The sequence below is a fragment of the Halorubrum sp. CGM5_25_10-8B genome, from assembly GCF_005435095.1.
Lineage (GTDB): Archaea > Halobacteriota > Halobacteria > Halobacteriales > Haloferacaceae > Halorubrum > Halorubrum ezzemoulense.
On sequence record NZ_SGTY01000016.1, the window covers coordinates 44,352 to 66,971 of the forward strand.

The following is a 22,620-nucleotide window of genomic DNA, read 5'->3' on the forward strand; positions in this document are numbered from 1 at the left end:
CGGGTGAATCCGGCCCCGTTACCAGACGACTCGCCCCGGAGCGACGCCGTCGGTCAACGGGGCGGCCGAGAATGAGGAGACGACGAGAACGAAGGGAGAACCGAGAACGGTCCGCGTGGAGGCCGGGCTACCCTTCCATGCCGCCGAACGACAGGCCGTCTTCGACGGAGCGCTGCGCCGCGAAGTAGACGATCGCGACCGGCAGCGCGAACAGGTTCGCGAACGCCGCGAACCGAGTCCACGGCGTCGAGAACCGGCCCTCGGTCGCGATGTTGTACAGTTCGACCGAGAGCGGGTAGTTCTCCGGGCGCAGCAGGGTCTGCGCGATGATGAACTCGTTCCACCCGGCGAGCCAGACGAAGATGAGCACGACCGCGAGTCCCGGCTTCGTCAGCGGGAGGATCACCTCCCGGATCGTCTCCAAGAAGCTCGCGCCGTCGACCATCGCCGCCTCCTCGTAGGAGACGGGGATGTTGTCCATATACGTCTTCAGCAGCCACGTGTTGAACGGGATCGCGGACGCCGCGTAGAACAACCCGAGGATGAACAGGTTGTTCGTGAGCCCGTAGGAGCTGAACAGCGAGTACAGCGCCACGAGCGTCGCGATCGACAGCCCGGCGCCGATCTGCGTGAACAGCACGTAGCCGTAGAGGATGCGCTTGCGCCCCACGAACTGTCGGCGCGAGAACGCGTACGCCGCCGGGACGATCATGCCGAACCCGGCCGCGAGCGTTACGCTGACGATGTAGAGGCTGTTGAACACCGCGCCCGGACCGGTGTCGGTCCCGGCCCACCGGAAGCTGACCAGCCCGCCGCTCCCGCCGAGGACGAGCTGGGGGTACCCCCAGTCGCCGTCGACGAAGAAGAAGTCGGACTCGAAGATCACCCACCGGTACGCGCCGAGGTTGTACGTCGACGGGTCCGGGAAGATGCCGCTCGTGTTGAACAGCCGCGAGCCCTCCGCGAGCGACGCGGTCGTGATCCAGAACAGCGGGAACAGCAGCACGAGCACCATCGCGAGCCCGAACAACGTCATCAGGACGCTCTTCGTCACGTCCCACGAGCTGCGCTTCCCCGTGCGGACGTCGTAGATCGCGCGCCGGATCATCACGGAGAACCGCTTCGGTGCGGTCGCAAACGCGACCAGCTTCGAGCGGACCAGCGCGACCGCGGAACCGACAAGCGCGACCGCGGACTCGAGGGGGCTCATTCGTCACCCACCCCCTCGGCGAGGCCGCCGTAGCGCACGGCCACGTACATGAACATGCCGACGAACGCGATCCCGACGATCAGGATGGCCGCCGACAGGCCGAACTGGTTGAACGTGATCGCCTCGCGGTAGCCGTACACGATGATCAGCTCGTTCTGTCTCGACGGCCCGCCCTGATTGAACACCCACGGGATCAGGAACTGCTGGAACGAGGTCGCGGCCGTGAGGATCGACGCGAACAGCACCGGTCCCTTGATCGCGGGCAGCGTCACGGTGCGGAACCGCTGGAGCGCCCCCGCGCCGTCGACCATCGCGGCCTCGTGGAGCGACCGGGGCACGTCCTGTAAGGCGCTCACGATGATGATCACCATGAACGGGTACGCCAGCCACACCTCCGTGGTGACGTACGCGAAGAACGCCTCCCAGCGGCCGCTCAGGAAGCCGATCGGCACGTCGAACAGCAGGGCCTGTGGCGCCGACAGCGACGACATGAGCTCGTTGTATCGCCCCAGTATCGTGTTGAACACGCCGTATCGCGCGTCGCTGAACATTCCGCGCCAGACGGTGATCGTGAAGATGCCGGGGAACCCCAGCGGGACGATCACCGCCGCGCGCATGTAGCGCTTCCCGGCGACGCGCACGTGGTTGAGCAGCAGCGCGATCCCCACGGCGAGGAACACCTTGATCACGAGCGAGACGGCGACGAACAGCCACGTCGTCGTCATCGAGGTCCAGAACTGCGAGTCGCCGATCAGCTGGGCGTAGTTCGCCAGCCCGATCAGGTCGGCGCCCCCGCCGATCACGGACCCCGCGAACGTCGCGTCGGTCAGCGAGATGTAGAAGAGGTAGAAGATCGGGTACAGCATGAAACTCGAGAAGAGCAGCACGCCGGGCGCGACGAGGAGCAGCCCCCAGTCGCGACTGGAGAACGGCAGCGCCGATCGGAGACGCGCCAGCCCGCTCACGCCGGTTCCAGGTTGCGAAGAGGCCATCGCTCCGAGGGGTGCCTACAGCGCCTCCCGGATCTCGGAGGCGGCCTGGTCGAGCGCGGCGTCGCTGTCCTGCTCGTCGTTGAAGACGCGCTCTAACGCCTCCGTCACGGGCGTCCAGACGCTGTCCATGTCCGGGTGCGTCGGGATGGGGACGCCGTGGTCGACCTGCTGGGCGAACGCCTGGACCTCGCTGGAGAGGTCGTCGTTGCCCACGACGTCGGCCAGCACGGGGATGTACCCCTGCTCTTCGGCGTTGGTCTGGATGATATCCTCGTTCGTGGTGTACCACTCGGCGAGTCCGGTCGCCGCGTCGACCGTGGACTGGTCGGCGTCGGCAAGCATCGAGCTGAAGTAGAACAGCTGGATGCCCGAGTACGAGCGCGGGTGGTTCCCGTCGACGGTCGGCAGCGTCGTAACGCCGAGGTTCTCGACCTCGCCGCTGAGGTTGCCGAGCTCCCACGGTCCGTTGATCGCGAACGGCGCGAGTCCGTCGGCGAACGCGACGATCTGCGACTCGTAGCCGGGGTCGGCCGGCACGTAGTCGGACAGCGTTTCGAGGGCGTCCATGCCCCGCTTACACGCGTCGCTGTCGACGCCGACTTCGAGGTTCCCCTCGTCGAAGATGTTCCCGCCGTACGCCTGGATGAACCCGCTGACGAAGTAGGGGTTCGTCACGGGGTACGAGAGGCCGTACTCCCCGTTCTCCGGGTCGTGGTACTCCTCCATGATCGAGACCATCTCCTCCATGGTCTCCGGCGGCTCGTCGACCATGTCCTCGTTGTAGAACAGCGCGACGGTCTCGGAGGCGAACGGGAGCCCGTAGAGGCCGTCGTTGAACTGCGCCGCCTCCCGCGCCGCCTGCGTGTAGCTGTCGAGCGAGACGTCGACGTCGTCGCTCGCGTCGTAGAGGAACGGGGGGTCCTCGCGGACCGCGAACCGGCCGACCCAGTCGTGAGCCCAGATCCACGAGTCGGGACCGTCGCCGGCCGGGATCGCGGTTTCGAGCTGCTGGTCGAGCTCGCCGCCGGGCGCCTCCTTGTTGATGGTGTTGCCCGTATCCGACTCGTACTGGTCGATGTAGTCGGTCAGCGCCTCGTCCTCCGCGTCGGCCAGGTCGGCCCACAGCCGCGCGGAGCCGGTGGTGCCGCCGTCGGAGCCGTCGCTGCCGTCCGATCCGTCCCCGCCGTCGGAGCCGTCCCCGCCGTCGCCGCCGGTGCTGATACAGCCCGCGAGCGCCGCGAGCGCAGTCGATCCCCCCACCGCCTTGAGCAGCGTTCTACGTTTCTCGTTCATGTGACTAGAACAAATGATGAATTATATTTTCATACATTTAGTGTTTGGGGTACGTCCCGATCGATCCGGATCGATCTGCGTCGAGTTCAGGACTCGACGATCGACTGGACCGACGCGAAAAGCCGATATTTGAGAAGAGATCCTTCACCATATATCAAGAAAACAGCAAAGAACTCATATGCCAGCGGACCCGCCATCAGGGAAATGGCACGCGTCACGCTCGATACGCTCCGAAAGGAGTTCGACCGGGGAACCATCGTCGCCGTCGACGACCTCGATCTGGAGATCGACGACGGGGAGTTCGTGACCGTTGTCGGACCGTCGGGCTGTGGGAAGACCACCACACTGCGAATGGTGGCGGGCCTCGAAGAGCCGACGTCCGGAACCGTCCACTTCGACGACGAAGACGTGACCGACATCCACGCGAAGGAGCGCCCGGTCGCGATGGTGTTCCAGAACTACGCGCTGTACCCCCACAAGACGGTCCGCGAGAACATGGCGTTCGGGCTCAAGATGAGCACGGAGATGACCACGGAAGAGCGCCACGAGCGCGTCCGCGAGATGGCGGAGATGATGGGCATCGAGGACCTCCTCGACGACAAGCCCGACGAGCTCTCGGGCGGGCAGAAGCAGCGCGTCGCGCTCGGCCGCGCCATCGCGCGCGAGCCCGAGGTGTTCCTTTTCGACGAGCCGCTCTCGAACCTCGACGCGAAGCTCCGCACGGAAATGCGCGCGGAGATCCAGAAGCTCCAGAAGGAGTTCGGCGTCACCGCGATGTACGTCACTCATGACCAGGAGGAGGCGATGACGATGGGCGACCGGCTCGCCATCCTGAACGACGGCGAACTCCAGCAGGTCGGCGAGCCCACCGAGGTGTACCAGAACCCGGTCAACGAGTTCGTCGCCGGCTTCATCGGCTCGCCGTCGATGAACTTCGTCGACGTCGACGTGGAGACGGACGGCGCCGGCGCGACGATCCGGAACGAGGAGGCGGGGCTGGACCTCGATCTTTCTGCGGAGTACGTCCGGGGCCACGACCTTCGGAACGGCCGGTACACGCTGGGCATCCGCCCGGAGAACATCGTCTTGGACGAGTCACCGAGCGGCGACGAGAACCTGCGCTCGACCGTCGAGGTCGTCGAGCCGATCGGCTCCGACAACTACGTCCACCTCACCGTGACCGAGGACTTCCTCGCCCGCTCGCCCGCCGACGTGAAGCCGGAGGCCGGCGACGAGGTCGGTGTCTCCTTCGCGGAGGAACACATCCACCTGTTCGACCCCGAGACCGGCGAGGATGTGTTCCTCACCGACGAGGAGATCGCGGCCGCGGTCGCTTGAATAAGGTCGATTTTCGGAGACAGTCCGGACCTGTGAACCGTTCGTTCGTACTTTCCCTGCGCGCTGTGATTTGAGGCCAGTGGAACCCCGACAGACACCGGTAAAGCCCCAGTCGCGTGGCGGGCGCACGCTCGCTGCGCTTCTCAGTCGGTCGCGCTGCTCGCTCCTTGCGGTGCTTGCGTCGCGCGCCTTCGCCCTCGCGACTGACCCTTTGACTCACCCCGCACCGCAACCGCACCTCACCCCTCCCCAACCTCGTCGCTGGCACCCTCCGCTTCGCTCCGGGAGCCGGCGACTCCCTCGCGCGTGCCGTCTCGCGGCCGCCGAGGGCGGCCGCTCGCAGGCACGCGCCGCCGCAGTTCATGTATACACAGCGGTACCACGCGAGCGCCTCCCCTCACGCCGTCACCGCCGACAACGGCTTGAAGTGCGCGCTCGTCCGACGGAGCGTACGAATGGAGCCGCCAGACATCGAGCGATTGGACGAGCGGACCGTCCAGCGGATCGCGGCGGGCGAGGTCGTCGAGCGGCCCGCGAGCGTCGTGAAGGAGCTGGTCGAGAACAGCCTCGACGCGGGCGCGAGCCGCGTCGCCGTCTCGGTCGAGGCGGGCGGGACGGAGGGGATCCGCGTCCGCGACGACGGCGTCGGAATCCCCGAGGACCAACTGGAGGCGGCCGTCGCGGAGCACGCCACCTCGAAGATCGGCGACATCGAGGACCTCGACCGCGGCGTCGCCACGCTCGGCTTCCGCGGCGAGGCGCTGTACACGGTCGGCGCGGTCTCGCGGCTCACCGTCCGTTCGCGCCCCCCGGAGGCCGAGGCCGGCGCGGAGATCACCGTCGCGGGCGGCGACGTGGGCGAGGCCCGCCCGGCGGGCTGTCCCGCGGGAACAACCGTCGAGGTCGACGACCTGTTTTATAACACTCCCGCGCGCGAGAAGTTCCTCAAGCGGACCGCGACCGAGTTCGATCACGTCAACACCGTGGTGACCGGGTACGCGCTGGCGAACCCCGACGTGGCAGTGTCGCTCGAACACGACGGCCGCGAGACGTTCGCGACCGAGGGGAACGGCGACCTCCGCTCGGCCGTCCTCGCCGTCTACGGCCGCGAGGTCGCCGAGTCGATGATCGACGTGGAATGGACGCCGGAGGGAACCGACGCGGGCGACGACTCCGCCGACGCACCGGTCCGGCGGGTGACGGGGCTCGTCTCGCACCCGGAGACGACGCGCTCGACACGCGACTACCTTTCGACGTACGTCAACGGGCGGTACGTCACCGCGAGCACGCTGCGCGAGGCGACGTTGGAGGCGTACGGCGGTCAGTTGGCCCCCGACCGCTACCCGTTCGCGGTCCTCTTCGTCGAGGTCCCGGCCGGCGACGTGGACGTGAACGTCCACCCCCGCAAGCTGGAGGTCCGCTTCGACGAGGAGCCTGCGGTCCGGGAAGCGGTCGAGGCGGCCGTCGAGGGAGCGCTGCTCGACCACGGCCTGATCCGGTCGACGGCGCCCCGGGGCCAGTCGGCGCCCGACGAGACGGCGGTCGCCCCCGAGACGCCCGACACCGAGGCCGTGGGCGGCGCGGACACCGACCACGAGCGCGCCGCCCGCGAGGGGCGCGAGTCCGCGGCAGTCTCCGACTCCGGGACGCCAGGCGACCCCGGAACGTCGGCGAACACTGAAGATCCCGGCCGAACCCCGGACTCGGTGACCGACGCCGACCCGGGTCAGGGCGACGACGACCCCGCGACGCTGACCGAACTGGACCCGTCCGACGACGCGGCGTGGGCCGTCGACGACCTCGGCGAGGGGGAGAGGACCCGGGCCGAACCAACGGCAGAGCCCGCGGGCGAGCCCCGGGACGGCGACGCGAATCACAACGCGAGCGGCGACGATCGACCCAGTCCACAGAGCCGGCAGAGCGACGGCGCGGAGTGCGAGCCGAGCCGAGGCGAAGCGGCAACCAGCGACGAGACGGCAGTCGGCGACCAAACGAAAGTCGGGGACGGAACGACGGTCGGCGACGGAACGACGGTCGGCGACGGAACGACGGTCGGCGACGGAACGACGGTCGGAGACGAAACGACGGCTGGCGACGAGACAGCGAATGGCAGCGGAGCGGCGGGGGGCGACCGGAGGGGAGCCCGGGCGGACGCGGCTCGGTCGGTACCCCGAACACGGGCACGGACCCGGCAGCGGACGCTGGACGGCGAGGCGACCGAGGCCGAGCGCGAGTTCGACTCGCTGCCTCCGCTGCGGGTGCTCGGTCAGCTTCATGAGACGTACGTCGTCGCCGAGGCGCCGGACGGGCTCGTGCTGATCGACCAGCACGCGGCCGACGAGCGCGTGAACTACGAGCGGCTGAAGGCGACCGTCGCGGACGGCGCGGAGGCGCAGGCCCTCGCGGAGCCGGTCCGCGTCGGGTTGACCGCCCGCGAGGCGGCGCTGTTCGAGGAGTTCGTCGACGAACTCACCGAGATCGGATTCCGTGCGGAGCGCGCCGACGAGCGCGAGGTCGCGGTGACGGCGGTCCCGGCCGTCTTCGACGCCGCGCTCGACCCGGACCTCCTGCGAGACGCCCTGTCCGCGCTGGTCGACGACGCTGCCGAGGGCGACGAACCGGTCGTCGACGCCGTCGACGAGCTGCTCGCCGACCTCGCCTGTTACCCCTCGGTGACGGGGAACACCTCACTGACCGAGGGCCGGGTCGTCGACCTCCTCGACCGGCTCGACGCCTGCGACAACCCCTACGCCTGCCCGCACGGGCGTCCGGTCGTGATCCGGATCGACCGCGAGGAGATCGGGTCCCGGTTCGAACGCGACTACCCGGGACACGGCGGCCGGCGCGCGGAGTGAGCCCGGCGGCGCGAGGACCTGGATCGAGGCTCGGCGAGGCGCCCGGATATCAGAACTGATAGTATCGGGGCGCCGTTTAACACGTCGGTTTCCCTGATGGATCACATGCCGATCGCATCGGTGAAAGACAGCTACGGGGTGAAACTTGGCGTCGGATACGTGGCGACGGGGGCGTTCATCGTCGCCGTCGGGCTGGCCACCGACGACGCGAACGCGACGGTCGTCGCGGCCGTCGCCGGTCTCCTGACGCTCGGGTCGATCAACGCGGCCGAGACGATCGCCAGCGTCACCGAGATCGGCGCGCAGACGCGGCGCGTCGCCAACGGGGACATCGACAGGGAAGTACAGTCCACCCGGACCGACGAGTTCGGGGAGCTCGCGGGATCCATCGAGCAGATGCGGGTCTCGCTGAAGGACCGACTGACGGAGATGGAACGGACACAAGACGAACTGGAGAGCGCGCGGGCGGAAGCGACCGAGATGGCCGACCGCTACCGGCGGACGGCCGACCGGTACGCCGAGGTGATGGAGGAGGCGGCGACCGGCGACCTCACGCGGCGCGTCGACGTCGACGAGAGCGACGAGAGCCTCGCGACCGTGGGCGAGTCGTTCAACCGGATGATGGACGACCTCCAGGGGACGGTGGAGACGGTCCGCGAGATGGCCGACCGGATCGAGGCCGACGCCGGCGAGATGGCGGAGATGAGCAACGAGGTCGAGCGGCGCGTCGCCGGCGCGACCGAGAGCGCGACGACGATCCGGGGACAGGCGGGCGACCAGCGCGCGGAGCTCGAGTCCATCGCGACCGACATCGAGACCATCAGCGCGTCCGCCGAGGAGATCGCGGCGACCGTCGACGACCTGTCGGACCGGAGCGAGGCGGTCGCGGCGACGAGCGACGACGCCCGCAGCTCCTCCCAGAGCGCGCTGGCCGAGATGGCCGAGGTCGAGGAGGAGGCGGAGCAGGCCGTCGACCGGGTCGAACAGCTTCAGGACGGGATGGACGAGATCACCGAGATCGTCGACATCATCGGCGAGATAGCGGAACAGACCAACATGCTCGCGCTCAACGCCTCGATCGAGGCGGCCCGGGCGGACGGCTCCGGCGACGGCTTCAGCGTCGTCGCCGAGGAGGTGAAGGAGCTCGCCGAGGAGACGCAGTCGCGCGCGAACGAGATTGATACGATGATAGACGACATCGCCGACCAGACCGAGGAAGTGACGGTGTCGATCCGGTCGACACAGGAGCGCGTCCAGACCGGGACCGACACCGTCGAGTCGACGCTCTCCGACATCGAGACGATCGCCGACTCCGTCGACGAGATCAGCGGCTCGCTCGGGGAGATCCGTCGGACGACCGCCGACCAGGCCGACACGGTACAGGACACGGCCGGCTCCGTCGACGAGATCACGGAGCTCAGTACCGAGACCGCGGAGACGGCGGAGCAGACGGCGACGGAGATACAGGAGGGCCAGTCGGTCGTCGAGGACGTGTCCGACTCCCTGCGCGAGTTCCAGACCGACGCCGTGACGACGCTCCAAGACCGGGTCGCGGCGTTCACCGTCGATGAGACGTCCGGCGCCGACGGGCCGGCCACCGGGGGCGGAACGGCGCGCTCGCGAGCGACGACCGACGGAGGTGCGCGATGACGGGCGCGGTCAGCGCCGCGTACTGGATCGCGGCGGTCGCCTTCCTCGTCGGCCTCGGGATCACCGCGGCGCTGTACGCGAAGCTCGGCGAGTCGGAGGACCGCGGTCGCCTGGCCGCGCTGGCGGTGATACCCGGCTTCGCCGGGCTCGCGTATGCCGGAATGGCGCTCGGTATCGGAACCGTGACCGTCAACGGGGCCGAGCTGGTCGGCCTCCGCTACGTCGACTGGATCGTCACCACCCCGCTCCTGGTCGGGTTCATCGGCTACGTCGCCGGCGCGTCCCGCCGCGCGATCGCGGGCGTGATGCTCGCCGACGCGCTGATGATCGCGTTCGGCGCCGGGGCGGTCGTGACGGGCGGGACGCTCAAGTGGGTGCTGTTCGGCGTCTCCTCGATTTTCCACGTCACGCTGTTCGCGTATCTGTACGTGGTGTTCCCGCGGGCCGTTCCCGACGACCCGATGCAGCGGGGGCTGTTCAGCCTGCTGAAGAACCACGTCGGCCTGCTGTGGCTGGCGTACCCGTTCGTCTGGCTGATGGGTCCGGCGGGGATCGGCTTCACCACGGGGGTGGGCGCCGCGCTGACGTACGCCTTCCTCGACGTGTTGGCGAAGGTCCCGTACGTCTACTTCTTCTACGCCCGCCGACAGGCGTTCACCGACGTGGTGTCGGCCGCGACCGCTGACCGCGAGGACGCGACCGACGCGGTCGGCGACGGCGCGCCGACCGCGGCGGACTGAACCGGGCTCGCAGATCCTCGCCGGGGGCGGGTGAGACGGCGGGGCGCGACCTCGACGGCGGCCGACGGTGTCGGGACGGACGGACCCCACCGCGGCCGCGGAGAGGTACGTTTTAGGCGACCGCGGTGGACCCACCGACATGGAACGCGTAGCGATCGTCGGCACGTCGATGACGCGGTTCGGGCAGCGCGACGCTTGGCTCCGGGAGCTGCTGGCGGAGGCGGGCGCGGCCGCGCTCGACGACGCCGGCGTCGACGGCGGCGACCTCGATCACCTGTACGTCTCGAACATGGCCAGCGGCGAGTTCGAGGGGCAGACCGGCGTCCCGAACGCGCTCGCCCACGACCTCGCCGCCCAGCCGGCGTACACGGCGCGGATCGACCAGACCTCCTCCTCAGGCGGGGCAGGGGTGTACGCGGCGTGGCAGTCGGTCGCCTCGGGCGCGAGCGAGCTCACGATGCTGGTCGGCGGCGAGAAGATGACCCACCGGACGACCGCGGAGGCGACGGACGTGATCGCGTCGCTCACGCATCCGGTGGAGTACAAGCAGGGCGTCACGCTCCCCTCGTTCGCGGGCCTCACGGCGCGGCTCTACCTCGACGAGTACGACGCGCCCCGCGAGAGCCTCGGGAAGGTCGCGGTGAAAAACCACCGGAACGGCGTGGACAACCCTCACGCGCAGTTCCGGAAGGAGGTCGACCTCGACACGGTCCTCGACTCGCCGATCGTCGCGGACCCGCTCCGACTGTACGACTTCTGTCCGATCACGGACGGCTCGGCGGCGCTCGTGTTCTGTCCCGAGTCGGTGGCCGAGGAGTACGCGCCCGACGGCAACTACGCCGTGGTCTCGGGCATCGGCGGGGCGACGGACACCCACGTCGTCCACGAGCGCGCGGACCCGACGACGATGGGCGGCGTCGTCGACTCCTCCGAGGTCGCCTACGAGATGGCCGGGATCGGCCCGGACGACGTCGACGTGGCCGAGCTCCACGACATGTTCACCATACTGGAGTTCCTCCAGAGCGAGGACCTCGGCTTCTTCGAGAAGGGAGAGGGGTGGAAGGCGGTCGACGAGGGCGTCACCGACCGCGACGGCGACCTCCCGATCAACACGTCGGGAGGGCTCAAGTCCAAGGGCCACCCGCTCGGGGCCAGCGGCGTCGCGCAGGTGTACGAGATAGTTAAGCAGGTCACGGGCGACGCCGGACCGCGGCAGGTCGAGGCCGACACGGGGCTCGCCTGTAACGTCGGCGGGTTCGGGAACTGCGTGACCACCACGATCTTGGAGGGAAGCCAATGAGCGACCACGAGACGACCGACACCGACGCGGACGGGCAGGGGGACAGCGCCGAACCGACCTTCGAGGCCGCCGAGTACGCCGACGGCACGGTCACGTACCCGCCCCACACCGTGGGCCCGAACGGCGCCGAGCGCGTCGGGACGGTCGACCTCCGCGAGTACGAGGCGCGCGTGGTGACGTGGACGACCTCGACCGCGACGCCCCCGGGCGTCCGCGAGCCGAACACCCTCGCAATCGTCGAGTTCGAGATGGGCGACGACTACGACGGGCCGCCGGTCCGCGCGCTCGGACAGATAGCCGAGCGCGACGAGGCAGGCGGCGTCACAGGCGACGACGGGGACAATAGTGACAACGGCGGCGACCAGTTCAGCGTCGATATCGGCGACCGGATCGAGCCGGTGTACGCCGACGAACTCCGCGAGCCGGGCGCCGGCATCCGCGAGCCCGAGAGCCAAGAGTGGGACGGCTTCCGGTTCCGCCCGGTGGAGTAACCGGACGCGAATCTCACACGCGGAACCGCGCCGCGTCGGAGTCGGCGAGCGGGCCGAGCCGCGCCTCGTGGACCCCGCCGAGCGTGTACACGTCGGGGCGGTATCGGATCCGCTTGGTCACCCCGTGTTCCTCCCTGAGCCGGCGTCGAACCCGGTCGACGTCCGTTCGATCGAAGTAGTTCGGCGTGAACACGAGCACCGCGTGGTCGGACTCGCCGAACGCCTCGCACCCGGCGGCGGTCGCGACCTTCGCGTCCCAGAACCGCTCGGCCGCGACGTCGTCGACCACCGCCTCCCAGAGGTCGTCGACCGCCTCCGCCGGACGCTCGACGAGCCACTTCCCGCTCAGGTACGTCGTCTCCAGCGCGAGGCGGTCGGCGTCGCGGACGGTCTCGGGGCCGGCCGGTAGCGACTCTTTTCCGGCGTCGATCCCCGGTGCGTCCGCCTCGGTCGTCGCGGCCGGCCGCACCACGTCGTGCGCCGGGAAGTAGCCGTCGCGGGCCTGGCGGGGGAACCCCGTCACGTGTTTGACCCGGAGCCAGTGCCACCCGGCCTCGTCGATCGCGGTGGGCGAGCGGTCGGTGACCATGGGGCCAGTTCCGCGTCGCGGGACAAAACGGTCTCGCCGGCGGAGCGGGGCGGAACGGTCGCTCCGCGGTCGGTCCGCGGCGTTCAGATGTCCCGGTAGTCCCCGAGCCGCGCCCCGTCGAGCAGGTAGGCGTCCGCGGCGGGGAGCGCCGCGGGAAGGTACGGCGCGAGGAACGACTGCCCCTCGACGTTGACCCACGTCCCGCCGGAGCGCTCGTTGAACGCGGGGAAGACGACGAGCTCCGGCGGATCGGCCGGCGGGCCGGGAGCATCACCAGACTCGGTGAACGCCGCGGGGTCGAGGGTCCCACGGAGCCACGCGCGCTCGACGCGCGACCCGCCGACCGAGTCCTCTAGTCGGACCTGCGGGTGCTCGTGGCCGGTACAGATCACGTCGGCGTCGCGGAGCGCGGGGTCGGGCCACGTGTGGCCGTGACAGACCGCGACACCGGAGGCCGACCCGCGACCGAGCCGCCCGCCCTCGGGGCCGATCACGTCGAGGTCGGCCGCGAACGCCTCCGCGACGCCCGCGTCGTGGTTCCCCTCGACGAGCGTCATCGGGACGCGGTCGGTGACGGCGCGGATCAGGACCTCCAGCTCCTCCCGTTCGTCGCCGTCAGGTGCGCCGATCCGGTGCGCGAGGTCGCCGAGGACGACGAGCCGGTCAGCGTCGGTCTCGGCGACGAGGTCGCAGAGCCGCTCGCGGCGCTCGTCGGCCCGGGAGTCGAGTTCGACGCCGCGCTCGTAGCGCAGTCCGACCTCGATGCCCGCGTGGACATCGGCGACGAGCAGCGCGCGCTCCGCGCCGAGGTCGGCCACCGCCGCCGGCTCGCCGACGACCGGCTCAACCCGCGCCATCAGATCGGCTTGAGCAGCCCGTCGCCCGGCTCGTAACACTGCCCGCTCATTAACGCGTCCTGAATCGCGTCCTCGACCGCGCCCGGTTCGACCCCGTGGTCGTCCGCGACGCGCTCGACGACCGCCTCGCGGGGCGCCCCGTCGCCGTCGTCGAGGTCGTCCATCGCCGCGACCGCCGCGGCTTCGAGGTCGATGTCGTCAGCTGCGTCTCCGTCGGTCTCGGCCTCATCTCCGTCGTCCGTCGCGGCGGCGGTGTCGGGCTCCGGGCTCTCTGCGGCGGCCGAATCGTCCGCGGCCGCCGCGGAGTCCTCGTCGGGCTCTTCGACGATCTCTTCGGGGTCGGGCACGTCGATGTCGGCCTCGCCCGGCTCGTCGACCTCGGTCCCGGTCGCGAAGTCGGTGCCGAACTCGGACTCGATCTCCTCGCGCTCCTCGTCGTCGAGCTGGTACATGTCGTCCCCGTCGGCGTCCGGGTCGGGGGAGGGGCTCGCGCCCTCGTCGCCCCCGGCGCCGAGGTCTCCGATGTCGTCATCGCCGCCCGCGTCGAGGTCTCCGATGTCGTCTCCGTCGTCACCGGCGTCGAAGTCGCCGAGGCCGCCGTCGTCGGCCGCGGCACCTTCGTCGGTCGTGACGCTATCGTCGGTCGGGGTACTCTCGTCCGTCGGCTCGGTGGAGTCGCCCGCATCGCCGAGCGATCCGGAGTCGGCGGTCGCGGTCGCCTCCGGTTCGGCCGTCTCGCTTTCCGAGGATTCCGCGGATCCGGCGCCCTCCATCTCGGCCGCGTCGTCGAGCAGCGACTCGGCCTCGGCGGTCGATCCGGCGGCGGCGGTCGACGAGTCGGTATCCGCGGTCGACGTGGTAGCCTCGGCGGTCGGTTCGGCCTCGCCTGTCGATCCGGAGTCGGCGACCGACCCCGAGTCCGCGGTCGGTTCGGCCTCGCTCTCACCGGTGGCGGGTTCCGGGTCGGAGCCGACGTCCGCGGCCGCGGTCGCGTCGGCCTCGGGCGTCGCCGCCGGCTCCGCGATCGTCACGTCGGTGTCGGGGAGCGGACCGATCGCGGTCGCGTCCCCCTCGTCGGGGGCGACGTCGATCGACCGGACCTCGTCGCGGTCGCCCGCGATCAGCTCGAGCGCGTCGACCGCGAGCCGGCGGACCGCCTCTGCGTACGCCGCGGTCGTGCCGTAGTGGTCGAGCGCCTTCGGGATCCCGGCGGCGAGCGGAGCCGGGGCGCCGCCCGCCTCCAGCGCCGCGCGGAGCTCGTCGCCGCGCAGGTCGGAATCGAGGGCCTGCTCGAACGCCGCGAGGCGGTCGAGCGTCGCCTCGGCGGCGGAGACCACCCAGCGGTCGCGGGTGTCGGCGTCGACCTCGTTGAGGCTCTCCGGGCGGACGGAGGTGAAGACGCGGTCGGAGTCCTCGGGCTCGAAGGTGCGCGCCTTGCCGGTGAGCGCGACGAACGCCGGCGGGTCGGCGCGCTCCAAGAAGGTCTGCGCCTCCGGCTGGTACTGCCCGGCGTAGGTGACGAACGCGCCCGACGGGTCGACGACGCGACCGCGCCGCGTCTCGTCGTTCACGCGCTCGACCTCGGTGAGCACGCCGGCGGTGAACAGGCGGTTCACCCGCGCGCCGGTCGGGGTGACGACGTAGTTGGGGGCGCGCTCCTCGTCGCTCTCGGAGTACGACAGCGAGGCGTCGTCGAACTCGGCGGCGAACACCCGGTAGGCGACCTCACGCGTGCCCGGCCCGTCGTCGCTCATTCGCCCACCTCCGCGAGCGCGGCGCGGGCGTGGGCGGCCGGGTCGTCAGCGGCGATCTCGAACTCGGCCGCGTCGAGGGTCGCGCCGTAGTCGTCGACCGAGAGGTTCCCGCGGACGCGGTAGGCGCGCCCGACGAGGGAGTCGGCGATGTCGTCCGCGACGACCTCCTTGTCCATCGCGTCCTTCGCGGCGGCGAGGGCGTCGTCGAGCCCGCCGCCGTACACCTCGGCGGTGAGCTCGTCGTCCAGGACGACGGTCACGGTGTCGGTGCCGTCGTCGAGGATGGCCTTCACCCGTAGGTCGTCCTCGCCGTCCACGTCCCCGTGGCTCCGGCACTGGCCGTTCTGGACGACGCGGCCGCACTCGGGGCAGCGCTCGATGAGCCCGGAGCCGTCGCGGACCTCCAGCACGTTCCCGACGACCTCGACGTCGAACATTCCGCCGGAGCCGACGGCGTCCGCGACAGACAGCCGCGGGGCGTCCTCCGCGACCTCGACGGGGTCGGGGAGCGGCGTCACCGTCGAGAACTCGGTGAGGTTGATCGAGGGGACGCCGCGGAACTCCCGGACGTACACGTCCTCTATCCGGAGGTCGGCGCCGACCTCGATCTCGGAGCGCGGCTGCCAGTCGGTGAAGGGGAGCTTCGCCGTCTCGTCGCCGACGACCCCTTCGAGGATCTCGGTCTCGCCGTCGCGCCCGGAGATGGTCTTCTCGTCGACCTCCAGCACGCGGACCTCCACGTTGCGGCCGCGGTCGCCGGCCGCGATGTCGACGAGGCTGCGGTCGCCGCCCACCTCGCGGTCGACCGAGACCTCCTCGTCGGCGATGGCGACCGTCGTCGAGTCGTTGAGGTTCAGCTCCGGCGCCCCCTCCCACTCGCGGACGCCGGCGTTGCCGATCGTCAGCGAGTCGCCCGGCTCGAAGCCGAAGTCCTGCCACGCGGTGTAGGAGATGACGCCGGTCTCGTCGGCGATTTCGCCCTCCCGGATCGTGAGGTCGTCCCCCTGATACCGGATCGTGCGCGTCCCCTGCGTCAACACGCGAACCGTCACCGTCACGCCGTCGTGGTCGGTGGTGATCTCGCCCACGTCGACGGCGTCGGGCGTCGGCGTCGAGCCGCCGCCCCCGCCGCCGTGCTTCCGGCGGACGCTCTGTTTCGCCTCGTCGATGGGGACGCTGTACTCCAGTAAGTTCTGTAGGTCGGCTTTGACCTCCTCTTTGTCGACGCCGAGGTCGGAGGCGAGCTCCTCGGCATGGCTGTTGACGTCCATCGAAGCGAGGTTCGGCGCGGCCGCACAAAAGGATTCACCACCGGTGAGCGCCGGCGACGGACCGGCCCGCGGCGCCGTCGGGGACGGCCGGTAGGGCTAAACCGTCCCCGGTCGCAACGTGGGGCATGGACGAAATCGACATCGACGCGCGCGTCACCGACGACCGCACGGTGATCGACGTGGCCGGCACGCGAGACGTCGCGGTCGTCGTGCGGTCGGAGGGCGGCGAGCGGATCTACCTTCCCCCCGAGGGGTTCGACGACCCGGTCGGGGGGTCGCCGTACACCTCGCCGTATCAGGGCGCCGGGGCGGGCGGGGACGAGAGCCCGTACGGCGGGGCGACCGGCAGCACGCGCGGGGTCATGGAGACCGCGGACGGCTTCCGGGTCACGCACCCGGAACCGGTGACCGAGTTCGACGTGTTCCGGGGCGACGAGGACTGAGCGGGGCGTCTCAGGGAGAAGGGGTTCGAACGGATTACGCGACGTCTTCGTACACGGCGAGCGTGTCCTCCGCCACGTCCAGCCACTCGCGGCGCCCGTACTCCGGCGGCTCCTCGCGGTCGAGCGCCTCGATGAGCCCGTCGACGATCGACTCCGAGTCCGTCTCGACCTCGACGAGGCAGCCGTCGGGGAGCACCTCCGCGACGCCGGACGGCGTCGCGACGACCTGCGTGCCCGCCTCCAGCGCCTCCGTGATCGTGATCCCGAACGGCTCGGCGTACGAGGGCGAGACGAACGCGTCCGAGGCGGCGTAGTAGTCGCCGAGCTCTGCCTCGGGGACGTAGCCGACAAACTCGACCCGGTCCTCGATGCCGAGCAGCTCGGCGAACCGCTTCAGCTGCTCGGTCTGGTGGCCCGACCCGCCGACGACGAGCGTCACGTCGCGGCCGCGGAGCTTCTTGGTCGCGTACAGGAGGTGCGAGATCCCTTTCTGGTCGGTGTGGCGGCCGACGAAGAACAGCATCTCGCCGTCGATACCGAGGTCCTCGCGGACGTCCTTCCCAGAGAACTGCGGCGTCGAGAAGCCGTTGTACACGACCCGCGAGTCCGCGTCGTACAGCTCTCGGATGTCCTCGCGGACGATCTCGCTGACCGCGATGTTGGTGTCCGCGGCGTTCGCGAGCCGGCGCTCCGTCTCGACCTCGCGGCTCGGCGGGTCGATGTTGCGGTCGCTCGCCAGCGAGTGGAACGAGGAGACCCACGTCGCGTCGGACTCGCGGGCGGCGGCGCGACCGGGCCCGTACCCGAACCAGTCGTGGGTGTGGATCACGTCGTAGTCGGGCGCGAGTTCGGCGAGGCGGTCGGAGAGCTCCCCGACGCGCGCCGCGACGTCGCCCTCGCCGGTCTCGACGGGTTCGAGTCCCGGCTCGTCGTCGGGCGCGAACTCCGCCGGCAACACCAGCGCGGCGTCGACACCGAGTTCGTCGCGGAGCCCGGTGAACAGTTCTCCCACGTGGACGTCGAGCCCGCCGGTGATGTTCGGCGGGTACCCCCACCCCAGCATGAGTACGCTCGGCGGCATACACCCCCGTTTCGGGAGTCGGCACTTAGGTATGCCCCTCGCAGCGCGCAGGGGACCGGAAAACGGAGAGCGGAAAGAGGTCCGTCCGCGGTCAGACCGCGCGGTCAGGCCGCGCGAACCGCGTCGCGCAGGGCGTCCGTGCGCTCGGTGATCGACTCGGCGGCGTCCCCGAGCACGTCGAGCGGGTCGCCCTCCTCGGCCTTGACGGTGAGGACGGGTTCGGTCTGGCCCCCGGACTGCTCGGGATTCATGTCGTAGGTCGCGGCCGCGACGTCGTCCGACTCCAGCAGGGCGCCCTTCAGCACGTTCATGAACGTGTGATCCTCGCCCGCGATCTCGATGTGGAGTTCCGTGTCGGTCTTCTCGATGACCCGCAGTTCCATACCCGAGAGGTCGAGCGAGCGGCGTTTCAAGCTTTCGTCTCCCGGATATCGCCGGATGCGGACGGGTCGCACGCGGCCGGAAAACACTTCTCTCGCCGACCGAGTTACCGGGTATGTCCGGCGATCGACCCGCGATCCGACGGCTGCCGTCCGACGAGGAGGCCCTCCGCCGCTACGCGGCCGACCTGTGGCTCCCGTACAACCGCGACCTCGCCGACGCCGTCGGGGCCCACGACCTCGCGGACTGGCCCGAGGAGCGCTTCGTCGAGCGACACGTGGAGTTCGCCCGGAACCAGCTGGACGATTCGGGAAGCCGCGGCTGGGTCGCCGCGACCGCCGCCGACGGGGCGGCCGACGCCGCGGTCGACCCCGCGACCGCCGCCGTGACCGATCCCGACCTGGACCTCGTCGGCCTGCTGATGACGAGCGTCGACGCGTGTCCCGACCCGTTCGATCGGCCGGACCGGCTGGTGATCGGCGAGATATACGTCGCGGCGCCGTACCGCGGCACCGGCCTCGCGGACCGGTTCGTCGAGCGCGCGGTCGCCGACGCCCGCGACCACGGCTGCGGGCAGCTCCGGCTCGACGTGGACGTCGACAACGAGCGAGCCGTGGCGTTCTACGAGCGGACCGGGTTCGAGGAGTACCGCAAACAGATGACGATGGCGGTCGATCCGGAGTGACCCCGACGATCAGGCGGCTCCGGCGGGGCGACGTGCGACCGCTGGTCGAGGACCTGTGGCTACCGTTCGCGCGCGAGATGGCGCGGCTCGCCGATCGGAACGCGCTCGCGGACGACGTCGACCTCGTCGCCGCGGGCGTCGAACACCGACGGGACAAGCTCGACGACGACGAGGCGGTGACGTGGGTCGCCGTCGCGGACGGCGAAACGGGCGATGACGCCCGCCTCGTCGGCTACGCCGCCGCGAGCCCCGAGTCGTCCGCACCCGTGTTCGCCGCGGGCGACCGACTCCACGTGAGCGAGCTGTACGTCCGGCCGCCGCGCCGCGGCGAGGGTATCGGGCGGCGGCTGCTCGACCGCGCCCGGGGGGCCGCCGCCGACCGCGGCTGCGAGCGCGTCACGCTCGACGTCGACGTCGAGAACGAGTCCGCTCGCGGCTTCTACGGGGAGTGTGGCTTCGAGTCGGCGCGAATCCGGATGGCCGCCGACACGGCGTCGGACGCGGACTGACCCGCTCGGTGACGGCGCGGCCGCTCGGGAAGAGATAAACGCAAAACGGGGTCGCGTCGGGTGGACGAGCCGTTACTCGTCGGCGTCGACCGCGACTTCGTCGGCGTCGACGTCGACGGCGGCCTCCTCCTCGGCGGCGACCTCGCGCGGGCGCGCTTCGAGGGTGAGCTTCTGGACCTCGACGCGGCGGAGCGGGTAGATCTCCTTGGCGTCGCCGTAGATGGCCGACGAGAGGTTCCCGTCGACGATCGCGTCGACGAACGCCTCGAAGGTGCGCTCCTCGGCGGCCGCGTGGACCTTGTCGATCATGACGCGGCGGATCGCCTTCTCCTGGGACCGGTCGGCCTTCTTGGTCGTCAGGGCGACGGGCTGGACGCGGATGCGGTAGTCGTCCGTGGTCAGCACCGTGATCGACGCCTCGACCTTCGAGGCGCCGCGGCGGACGAGCGAGCGCAGGTAGTCGCGCGTCAGCTCGTACTTAATGAACTCGGTGTACGCCGAGTCGCTGCCCACGTCGGTGATCTTGAACGTCAGCTTCGTGTTGTTCGCGTTGGAGTCGCCCGTCAGCTCGTCGAGCGTCGTCGTGATCGTGCGGCCGACGACCTGCTGGGGCTCCTCGGCGAGGGTCTCGCCGAGCTCCTGTCGGTCGAACTGTTCGGGCGCCAGCACGGAGTACCAGCGCTTCTGTTCTCTGCTCTTGGATACGGATCGTTCGCTCATGTGTCGGTGTGTGTGTCGGTGTCGGTCGTCTGTGGTTCGTCTGTGGAGTCGAGGGTGTCGGCGGAGTCGGCGTCTGCGGCGATATGCGACCGAGCGCGCTCGACCACGCGGTCGGCGACGCGCAGGTTCACGAGGTGGTCGTCCAGCGTCGACTGGAGCCCGCCGGTGGTCGGTCGCGCGACGGTGCAGGCGACGGCGTCGCCGTCGACGCGCGTGCGCATCGAGTCGGTCTCGTCCGGCCCGACCGCGGCCGCGACGGTCGCGGCGTCGGCGTGCGTGGTCCGGACCGTCGCGGTCCGGTCGGCGTCGTCGCCGGCCGTTCGGGGGGCGTCGTCGGACATCTCAGATCGCCTCCCGGAGCGCGGCCAGCGCCCCCGTGATGTCTGCGTCGCCGGGTCCGGCGGTCTCGACGGCGATCCCGCCGCGAGCGGGGGTCCCCCAACCGTCGCCGCCGACCTCGTCGGCGGCGGTCCGGCAGGCGTCGCCGAGCCCGATGGGCTCGACGGCAGCGGCCGCGAGCCGGCCCGCGCCCTCGTCGAGCGCGACTGCGACGGGTTCTGGTGACCGGAAGTCCCGGACGAGTCGGGCGACCGTCGGCAGGACCGCCGGCGCCGCGTCGACGCGGGCGACGACGCAGCCGTCGTACCGGCCGACCGTCGCGTCGTCGAGCGCCCGGTGCGCCGCCAGTCCGTGGCGGTGCCAGGCGTCGAGCGCGGCCGTCCGAAGCGACGGAGCCGGGTCGCTCGCGAGCGCGAGCGCGACCCCCGTCCCGGGCGTCTCTCGGGCGAGCGCGTCGAGCACGTCGGCGTGGCCGCCGACCGTCTCGAAGGGACCGTCCGTCGCGTACGGACGGAGCGCGCGCTCGACCGCAGCGGCCGCGCGCTCGCTCGTATCGTCGCCGTCGACCGCGTCGACCGCGACCAGCGACGCGAAGCGCCGGCGGTCGTCGGGGTCGGGGTCGGCGGACAGTCCCAAGGGATCGAGCGCGTCGCGCGCCCCATCGGGGTCGCCGGAGTACCGCGTCGACGCGAGCGTCGAGGCCGCGAGGGCCTCGGCCCGCGAGGGGGCCGCGTCCGCGCCGTCGGTCTCGTGAGCGGCGCGCTCGCCGCCTGAAACCGGGAGCGCGACGCCGGGCCGCCGCTCGACGCGGCCGGCCCGCTCCGCGGCGTCGAGCGCGTCGCCGGAGCCGTCGGCGCCGGGGATCGACCCGGCCGCGACGACGCCGGCGAGCGCGACCACGGGGTCGGGTTCGACGCCGAGGGCGCGGGCGACCGCGAAGGCGGCCGTGCTCGCCGGTCGTCCCGTTCCGGGGATCGCGTGCGGGCCGCGGTCGACGCCGACCGTTACCGCGACGCCGTCGTCGACGTCCGCCGGCACCGGGTCGCGGTCGACCCGAGCCTGGAACGGCGTGCCCGTCGCTCGGAGCGCTCGCGCGAGCAGCCCGGCGGCTGCCAGCGCGTCGCCGTCGTCGGTCGCGACGAGCCGGACGAACGGCGCGTCTGCGAGGACGCCGGCGAGCGCGTCGGGGGCGGGCGCGGCGGACGTCGCTTCGGTCATGTGTGGTGTGTCGGTCGGGATCGGTCGCTCGGTGTCGCCGTGCTAGCCGCTCACTCCTCTAAGAGCTCGACGGCGTTCTCGTAGGTGTACGTGAACTCCTCGTCGATCTCGTCGCCGCGGTAGTAGTTCGCGAGGCGGCGGATCTTCGACTCCGTGTTCTGGAGCGCGCGCTTGTTCTGGTGGTCCTGCCCGTTCTCCGCCATGTGCTCGCGCAGGCGAACCGCCTGCGACATGAGGTTGCGGAGGTCTTCCGGGATGTCGGCGTCGGCGTCGTGTTCCTCGAGGATCTCGGTGACCTTCTTGCCGGTCGCCAGCTTCACGTCGGGGACCGGGACGCCCTTGACGCCCTCGTCGCGCAGCTTGAGGCCGATGACGCTGGGGTCGTGGCCCTGCTCCGCCAGTTCGACGACGCGGGACTCGATGTCCTCGGCGTCGACGTCGCTCCACTCCGGGGTCTCGTCCGTCGCCGGTTTGTCCGAACCGGACGAACCGCGACGGCGCGTGTGCATTCGTGCCATTGTCTGTCTGGTTGGAACGGCACAACCGCAACGTGACCGCGACTCCGCGCGGCGCGGCTACGGATCGCTCGCGGAGCGAGCGCTCCGACCGGACGGTCCGCGCGAGCGGGCCGCCGTACCGCGACGCCGGAGGCGTCGGCGCACTGCTACATTCCCAAGCCGCGGGCGAAAGGGCCCCGGCGAGTCGGATCTGCAGCTGTGCTGTTCCCGTCAGGACGGTCGCCGTCGGGGGTCTTAAGCGTGTTCTTGTCCCCGCGTGGGTCGCGTTAAGTTAGAGGATGAGGCGGACGATTTCTGAGTGTCTATGCCAGAATTCGACCGCCTCAGCGAAGGTATCGCGTGGATCGACTTGTCGTTTGCGGAGCGAGATCGAACTCCGCGCTGGG

At 70.6% G+C, this 22,620-nt stretch carries 22 protein-coding genes; 9 read left to right on the forward strand and 13 right to left on the reverse strand.

Annotated elements, in window-relative coordinates; all coding sequences use genetic code 11:
- Nucleotides 1-127: 127 nt before the first annotated feature.
- From EXE51_RS14095 to EXE51_RS14105, 3 genes are read right to left on the reverse strand one after another with little or no spacing between them, the layout of a single operon-like run.
- Nucleotides 128-1,210 carry a sugar ABC transporter permease gene (locus EXE51_RS14095; RefSeq protein ID WP_049931310.1) on the reverse strand — a complete coding sequence of 361 codons (1,083 nt, stop codon included), beginning with the start codon at nucleotides 1,208-1,210 and terminating at the stop codon, nucleotides 128-130.
- Nucleotides 1,207-2,202 carry a carbohydrate ABC transporter permease gene (locus tag EXE51_RS14100; RefSeq protein WP_086215843.1) on the reverse strand — a complete coding sequence of 332 codons (996 nt, stop codon included), beginning with the start codon at nucleotides 2,200-2,202 and terminating at the stop codon, nucleotides 1,207-1,209. Before EXE51_RS14100 ends, EXE51_RS14095 begins: the two co-directional genes overlap by 4 nt.
- A gap of 15 nt (nucleotides 2,203-2,217) precedes the next feature.
- The gene (locus EXE51_RS14105; RefSeq protein ID WP_176450630.1) at nucleotides 2,218-3,495 is read right to left on the reverse strand and encodes an extracellular solute-binding protein; all 1,278 of its coding nucleotides are present in this window, start codon (nucleotides 3,493-3,495) and stop codon (nucleotides 2,218-2,220) included.
- Between the two features lie 204 nt (nucleotides 3,496-3,699).
- Here EXE51_RS14105 and EXE51_RS14110 point away from each other — a divergent pair, with 204 nt between their 5' ends.
- The 6 genes from EXE51_RS14110 (at nucleotide 3,700) to EXE51_RS14135 (ending at nucleotide 11,869) form a co-directional block, all read left to right on the forward strand.
- Entirely contained in the window at nucleotides 3,700-4,833 is a 1,134-nt protein-coding gene (locus tag EXE51_RS14110; protein ID WP_094520025.1) for an ABC transporter ATP-binding protein, read from the forward strand.
- A 455-nt stretch (nucleotides 4,834-5,288) separates the two neighbouring features.
- Nucleotides 5,289-7,688, forward strand: coding sequence for a DNA mismatch repair endonuclease MutL (gene mutL, locus EXE51_RS14115; protein ID WP_137692866.1), 2,400 nt, complete (start codon nucleotides 5,289-5,291; stop codon nucleotides 7,686-7,688).
- A 105-nt stretch (nucleotides 7,689-7,793) separates the two neighbouring features.
- Nucleotides 7,794-9,338 (forward strand): methyl-accepting chemotaxis protein, encoded by a 1,545-nt coding sequence (locus EXE51_RS14120; RefSeq protein WP_049931314.1) that lies wholly within the window; start codon nucleotides 7,794-7,796, stop codon nucleotides 9,336-9,338.
- Nucleotides 9,335-10,078, forward strand: a complete 744-nt coding sequence (locus EXE51_RS14125; RefSeq protein ID WP_086216779.1) for a bacteriorhodopsin — start codon at nucleotides 9,335-9,337, stop codon at nucleotides 10,076-10,078. The genes EXE51_RS14120 and EXE51_RS14125 overlap by 4 nt, the downstream gene beginning before the upstream one ends.
- Before the next feature lie 139 nt (nucleotides 10,079-10,217).
- The gene (locus EXE51_RS14130) at nucleotides 10,218-11,378 is read left to right on the forward strand and encodes a thiolase family protein (protein WP_137692867.1); all 1,161 of its coding nucleotides are present in this window, start codon (nucleotides 10,218-10,220) and stop codon (nucleotides 11,376-11,378) included.
- Nucleotides 11,375-11,869 carry a hypothetical protein gene (locus tag EXE51_RS14135; RefSeq protein WP_137692868.1) on the forward strand — a complete coding sequence of 165 codons (495 nt, stop codon included), beginning with the start codon at nucleotides 11,375-11,377 and terminating at the stop codon, nucleotides 11,867-11,869. Before EXE51_RS14130 ends, EXE51_RS14135 begins: the two co-directional genes overlap by 4 nt.
- 13 nt (nucleotides 11,870-11,882) lie before the next feature.
- Here the strand turns inward: EXE51_RS14135 and EXE51_RS14140 are convergent, their stop codons facing one another.
- From EXE51_RS14140 to EXE51_RS14155, 4 genes are all read right to left on the reverse strand, one after another.
- Nucleotides 11,883-12,458 (reverse strand): putative phosphothreonine lyase domain-containg protein, encoded by a 576-nt coding sequence (locus EXE51_RS14140; protein ID WP_137692869.1) that lies wholly within the window; start codon nucleotides 12,456-12,458, stop codon nucleotides 11,883-11,885.
- A gap of 83 nt (nucleotides 12,459-12,541) precedes the next feature.
- On the reverse strand, nucleotides 12,542-13,315 hold the full coding sequence (locus EXE51_RS14145) for a metallophosphoesterase (protein ID WP_137692870.1): 774 nt from the start codon (nucleotides 13,313-13,315) through the stop codon (nucleotides 12,542-12,544).
- Nucleotides 13,315-15,069, reverse strand: a complete 1,755-nt coding sequence (locus tag EXE51_RS14150; RefSeq protein ID WP_137692871.1) for a hypothetical protein — start codon at nucleotides 15,067-15,069, stop codon at nucleotides 13,315-13,317. The genes EXE51_RS14145 and EXE51_RS14150 overlap by 1 nt, the downstream gene beginning before the upstream one ends.
- Nucleotides 15,066-16,340 carry a Single-stranded DNA binding protein gene (locus EXE51_RS14155; RefSeq protein WP_086216785.1) on the reverse strand — a complete coding sequence of 425 codons (1,275 nt, stop codon included), beginning with the start codon at nucleotides 16,338-16,340 and terminating at the stop codon, nucleotides 15,066-15,068. The genes EXE51_RS14150 and EXE51_RS14155 overlap by 4 nt, the downstream gene beginning before the upstream one ends.
- Nucleotides 16,341-16,465: 125 nt before the next feature.
- On the opposite strand from EXE51_RS14155, the gene EXE51_RS14160 reads away from it, so the two are divergent.
- The gene (locus tag EXE51_RS14160; RefSeq protein ID WP_049931323.1) at nucleotides 16,466-16,783 is read left to right on the forward strand and encodes a hypothetical protein; all 318 of its coding nucleotides are present in this window, start codon (nucleotides 16,466-16,468) and stop codon (nucleotides 16,781-16,783) included.
- A 34-nt stretch (nucleotides 16,784-16,817) separates the two neighbouring features.
- Here the strand turns inward: EXE51_RS14160 and EXE51_RS14165 are convergent, their stop codons facing one another.
- Together EXE51_RS14165 and EXE51_RS14170 are read right to left on the reverse strand one after the other, a co-directional pair.
- Nucleotides 16,818-17,846, reverse strand: coding sequence for a glycosyltransferase family 4 protein (locus tag EXE51_RS14165; RefSeq protein ID WP_049931347.1), 1,029 nt, complete (start codon nucleotides 17,844-17,846; stop codon nucleotides 16,818-16,820).
- A gap of 122 nt (nucleotides 17,847-17,968) precedes the next feature.
- Complete coding sequence (locus EXE51_RS14170) at nucleotides 17,969-18,247, reverse strand: DNA-directed RNA polymerase subunit L (RefSeq protein WP_049931324.1); 279 nt, start codon at nucleotides 18,245-18,247, stop codon at nucleotides 17,969-17,971.
- A 113-nt stretch (nucleotides 18,248-18,360) separates the two neighbouring features.
- On the opposite strand from EXE51_RS14170, the gene EXE51_RS14175 reads away from it, so the two are divergent.
- Both EXE51_RS14175 and EXE51_RS14180 read left to right on the forward strand, forming a co-directional pair.
- Nucleotides 18,361-18,930, forward strand: coding sequence for an N-acetyltransferase (locus EXE51_RS14175; RefSeq protein WP_049931325.1), 570 nt, complete (start codon nucleotides 18,361-18,363; stop codon nucleotides 18,928-18,930).
- A complete protein-coding gene (locus EXE51_RS14180) occupies nucleotides 18,927-19,439 on the forward strand; it encodes a GNAT family N-acetyltransferase (protein ID WP_094552532.1) in 513 nt (170 codons plus the stop codon). Before EXE51_RS14175 ends, EXE51_RS14180 begins: the two co-directional genes overlap by 4 nt.
- Before the next feature lie 72 nt (nucleotides 19,440-19,511).
- Here EXE51_RS14180 and EXE51_RS14185 read toward each other — a convergent pair whose 3' ends face one another.
- The 4 genes from EXE51_RS14185 to EXE51_RS14200 are packed head-to-tail and all read right to left on the reverse strand — an operon-like array spanning nucleotide 19,512 to nucleotide 22,234.
- Nucleotides 19,512-20,159: a 30S ribosomal protein S3ae gene (locus tag EXE51_RS14185; protein WP_049931327.1), complete on the reverse strand. Its 648-nt coding sequence runs from the start codon at nucleotides 20,157-20,159 to the stop codon at nucleotides 19,512-19,514.
- Nucleotides 20,156-20,500, reverse strand: coding sequence for a KEOPS complex subunit Pcc1 (locus EXE51_RS14190; RefSeq protein ID WP_137692872.1), 345 nt, complete (start codon nucleotides 20,498-20,500; stop codon nucleotides 20,156-20,158). The genes EXE51_RS14185 and EXE51_RS14190 overlap by 4 nt, the downstream gene beginning before the upstream one ends.
- Before the next feature lies 1 nt (nucleotide 20,501).
- Complete coding sequence (locus EXE51_RS14195; RefSeq protein ID WP_137692873.1) at nucleotides 20,502-21,716, reverse strand: exonuclease RecJ; 1,215 nt, start codon at nucleotides 21,714-21,716, stop codon at nucleotides 20,502-20,504.
- A gap of 50 nt (nucleotides 21,717-21,766) precedes the next feature.
- The gene (locus EXE51_RS14200; protein WP_049931330.1) at nucleotides 21,767-22,234 is read right to left on the reverse strand and encodes a 30S ribosomal protein S15; all 468 of its coding nucleotides are present in this window, start codon (nucleotides 22,232-22,234) and stop codon (nucleotides 21,767-21,769) included.
- Between the last annotated feature and the right edge of the window lie 386 nt (nucleotides 22,235-22,620).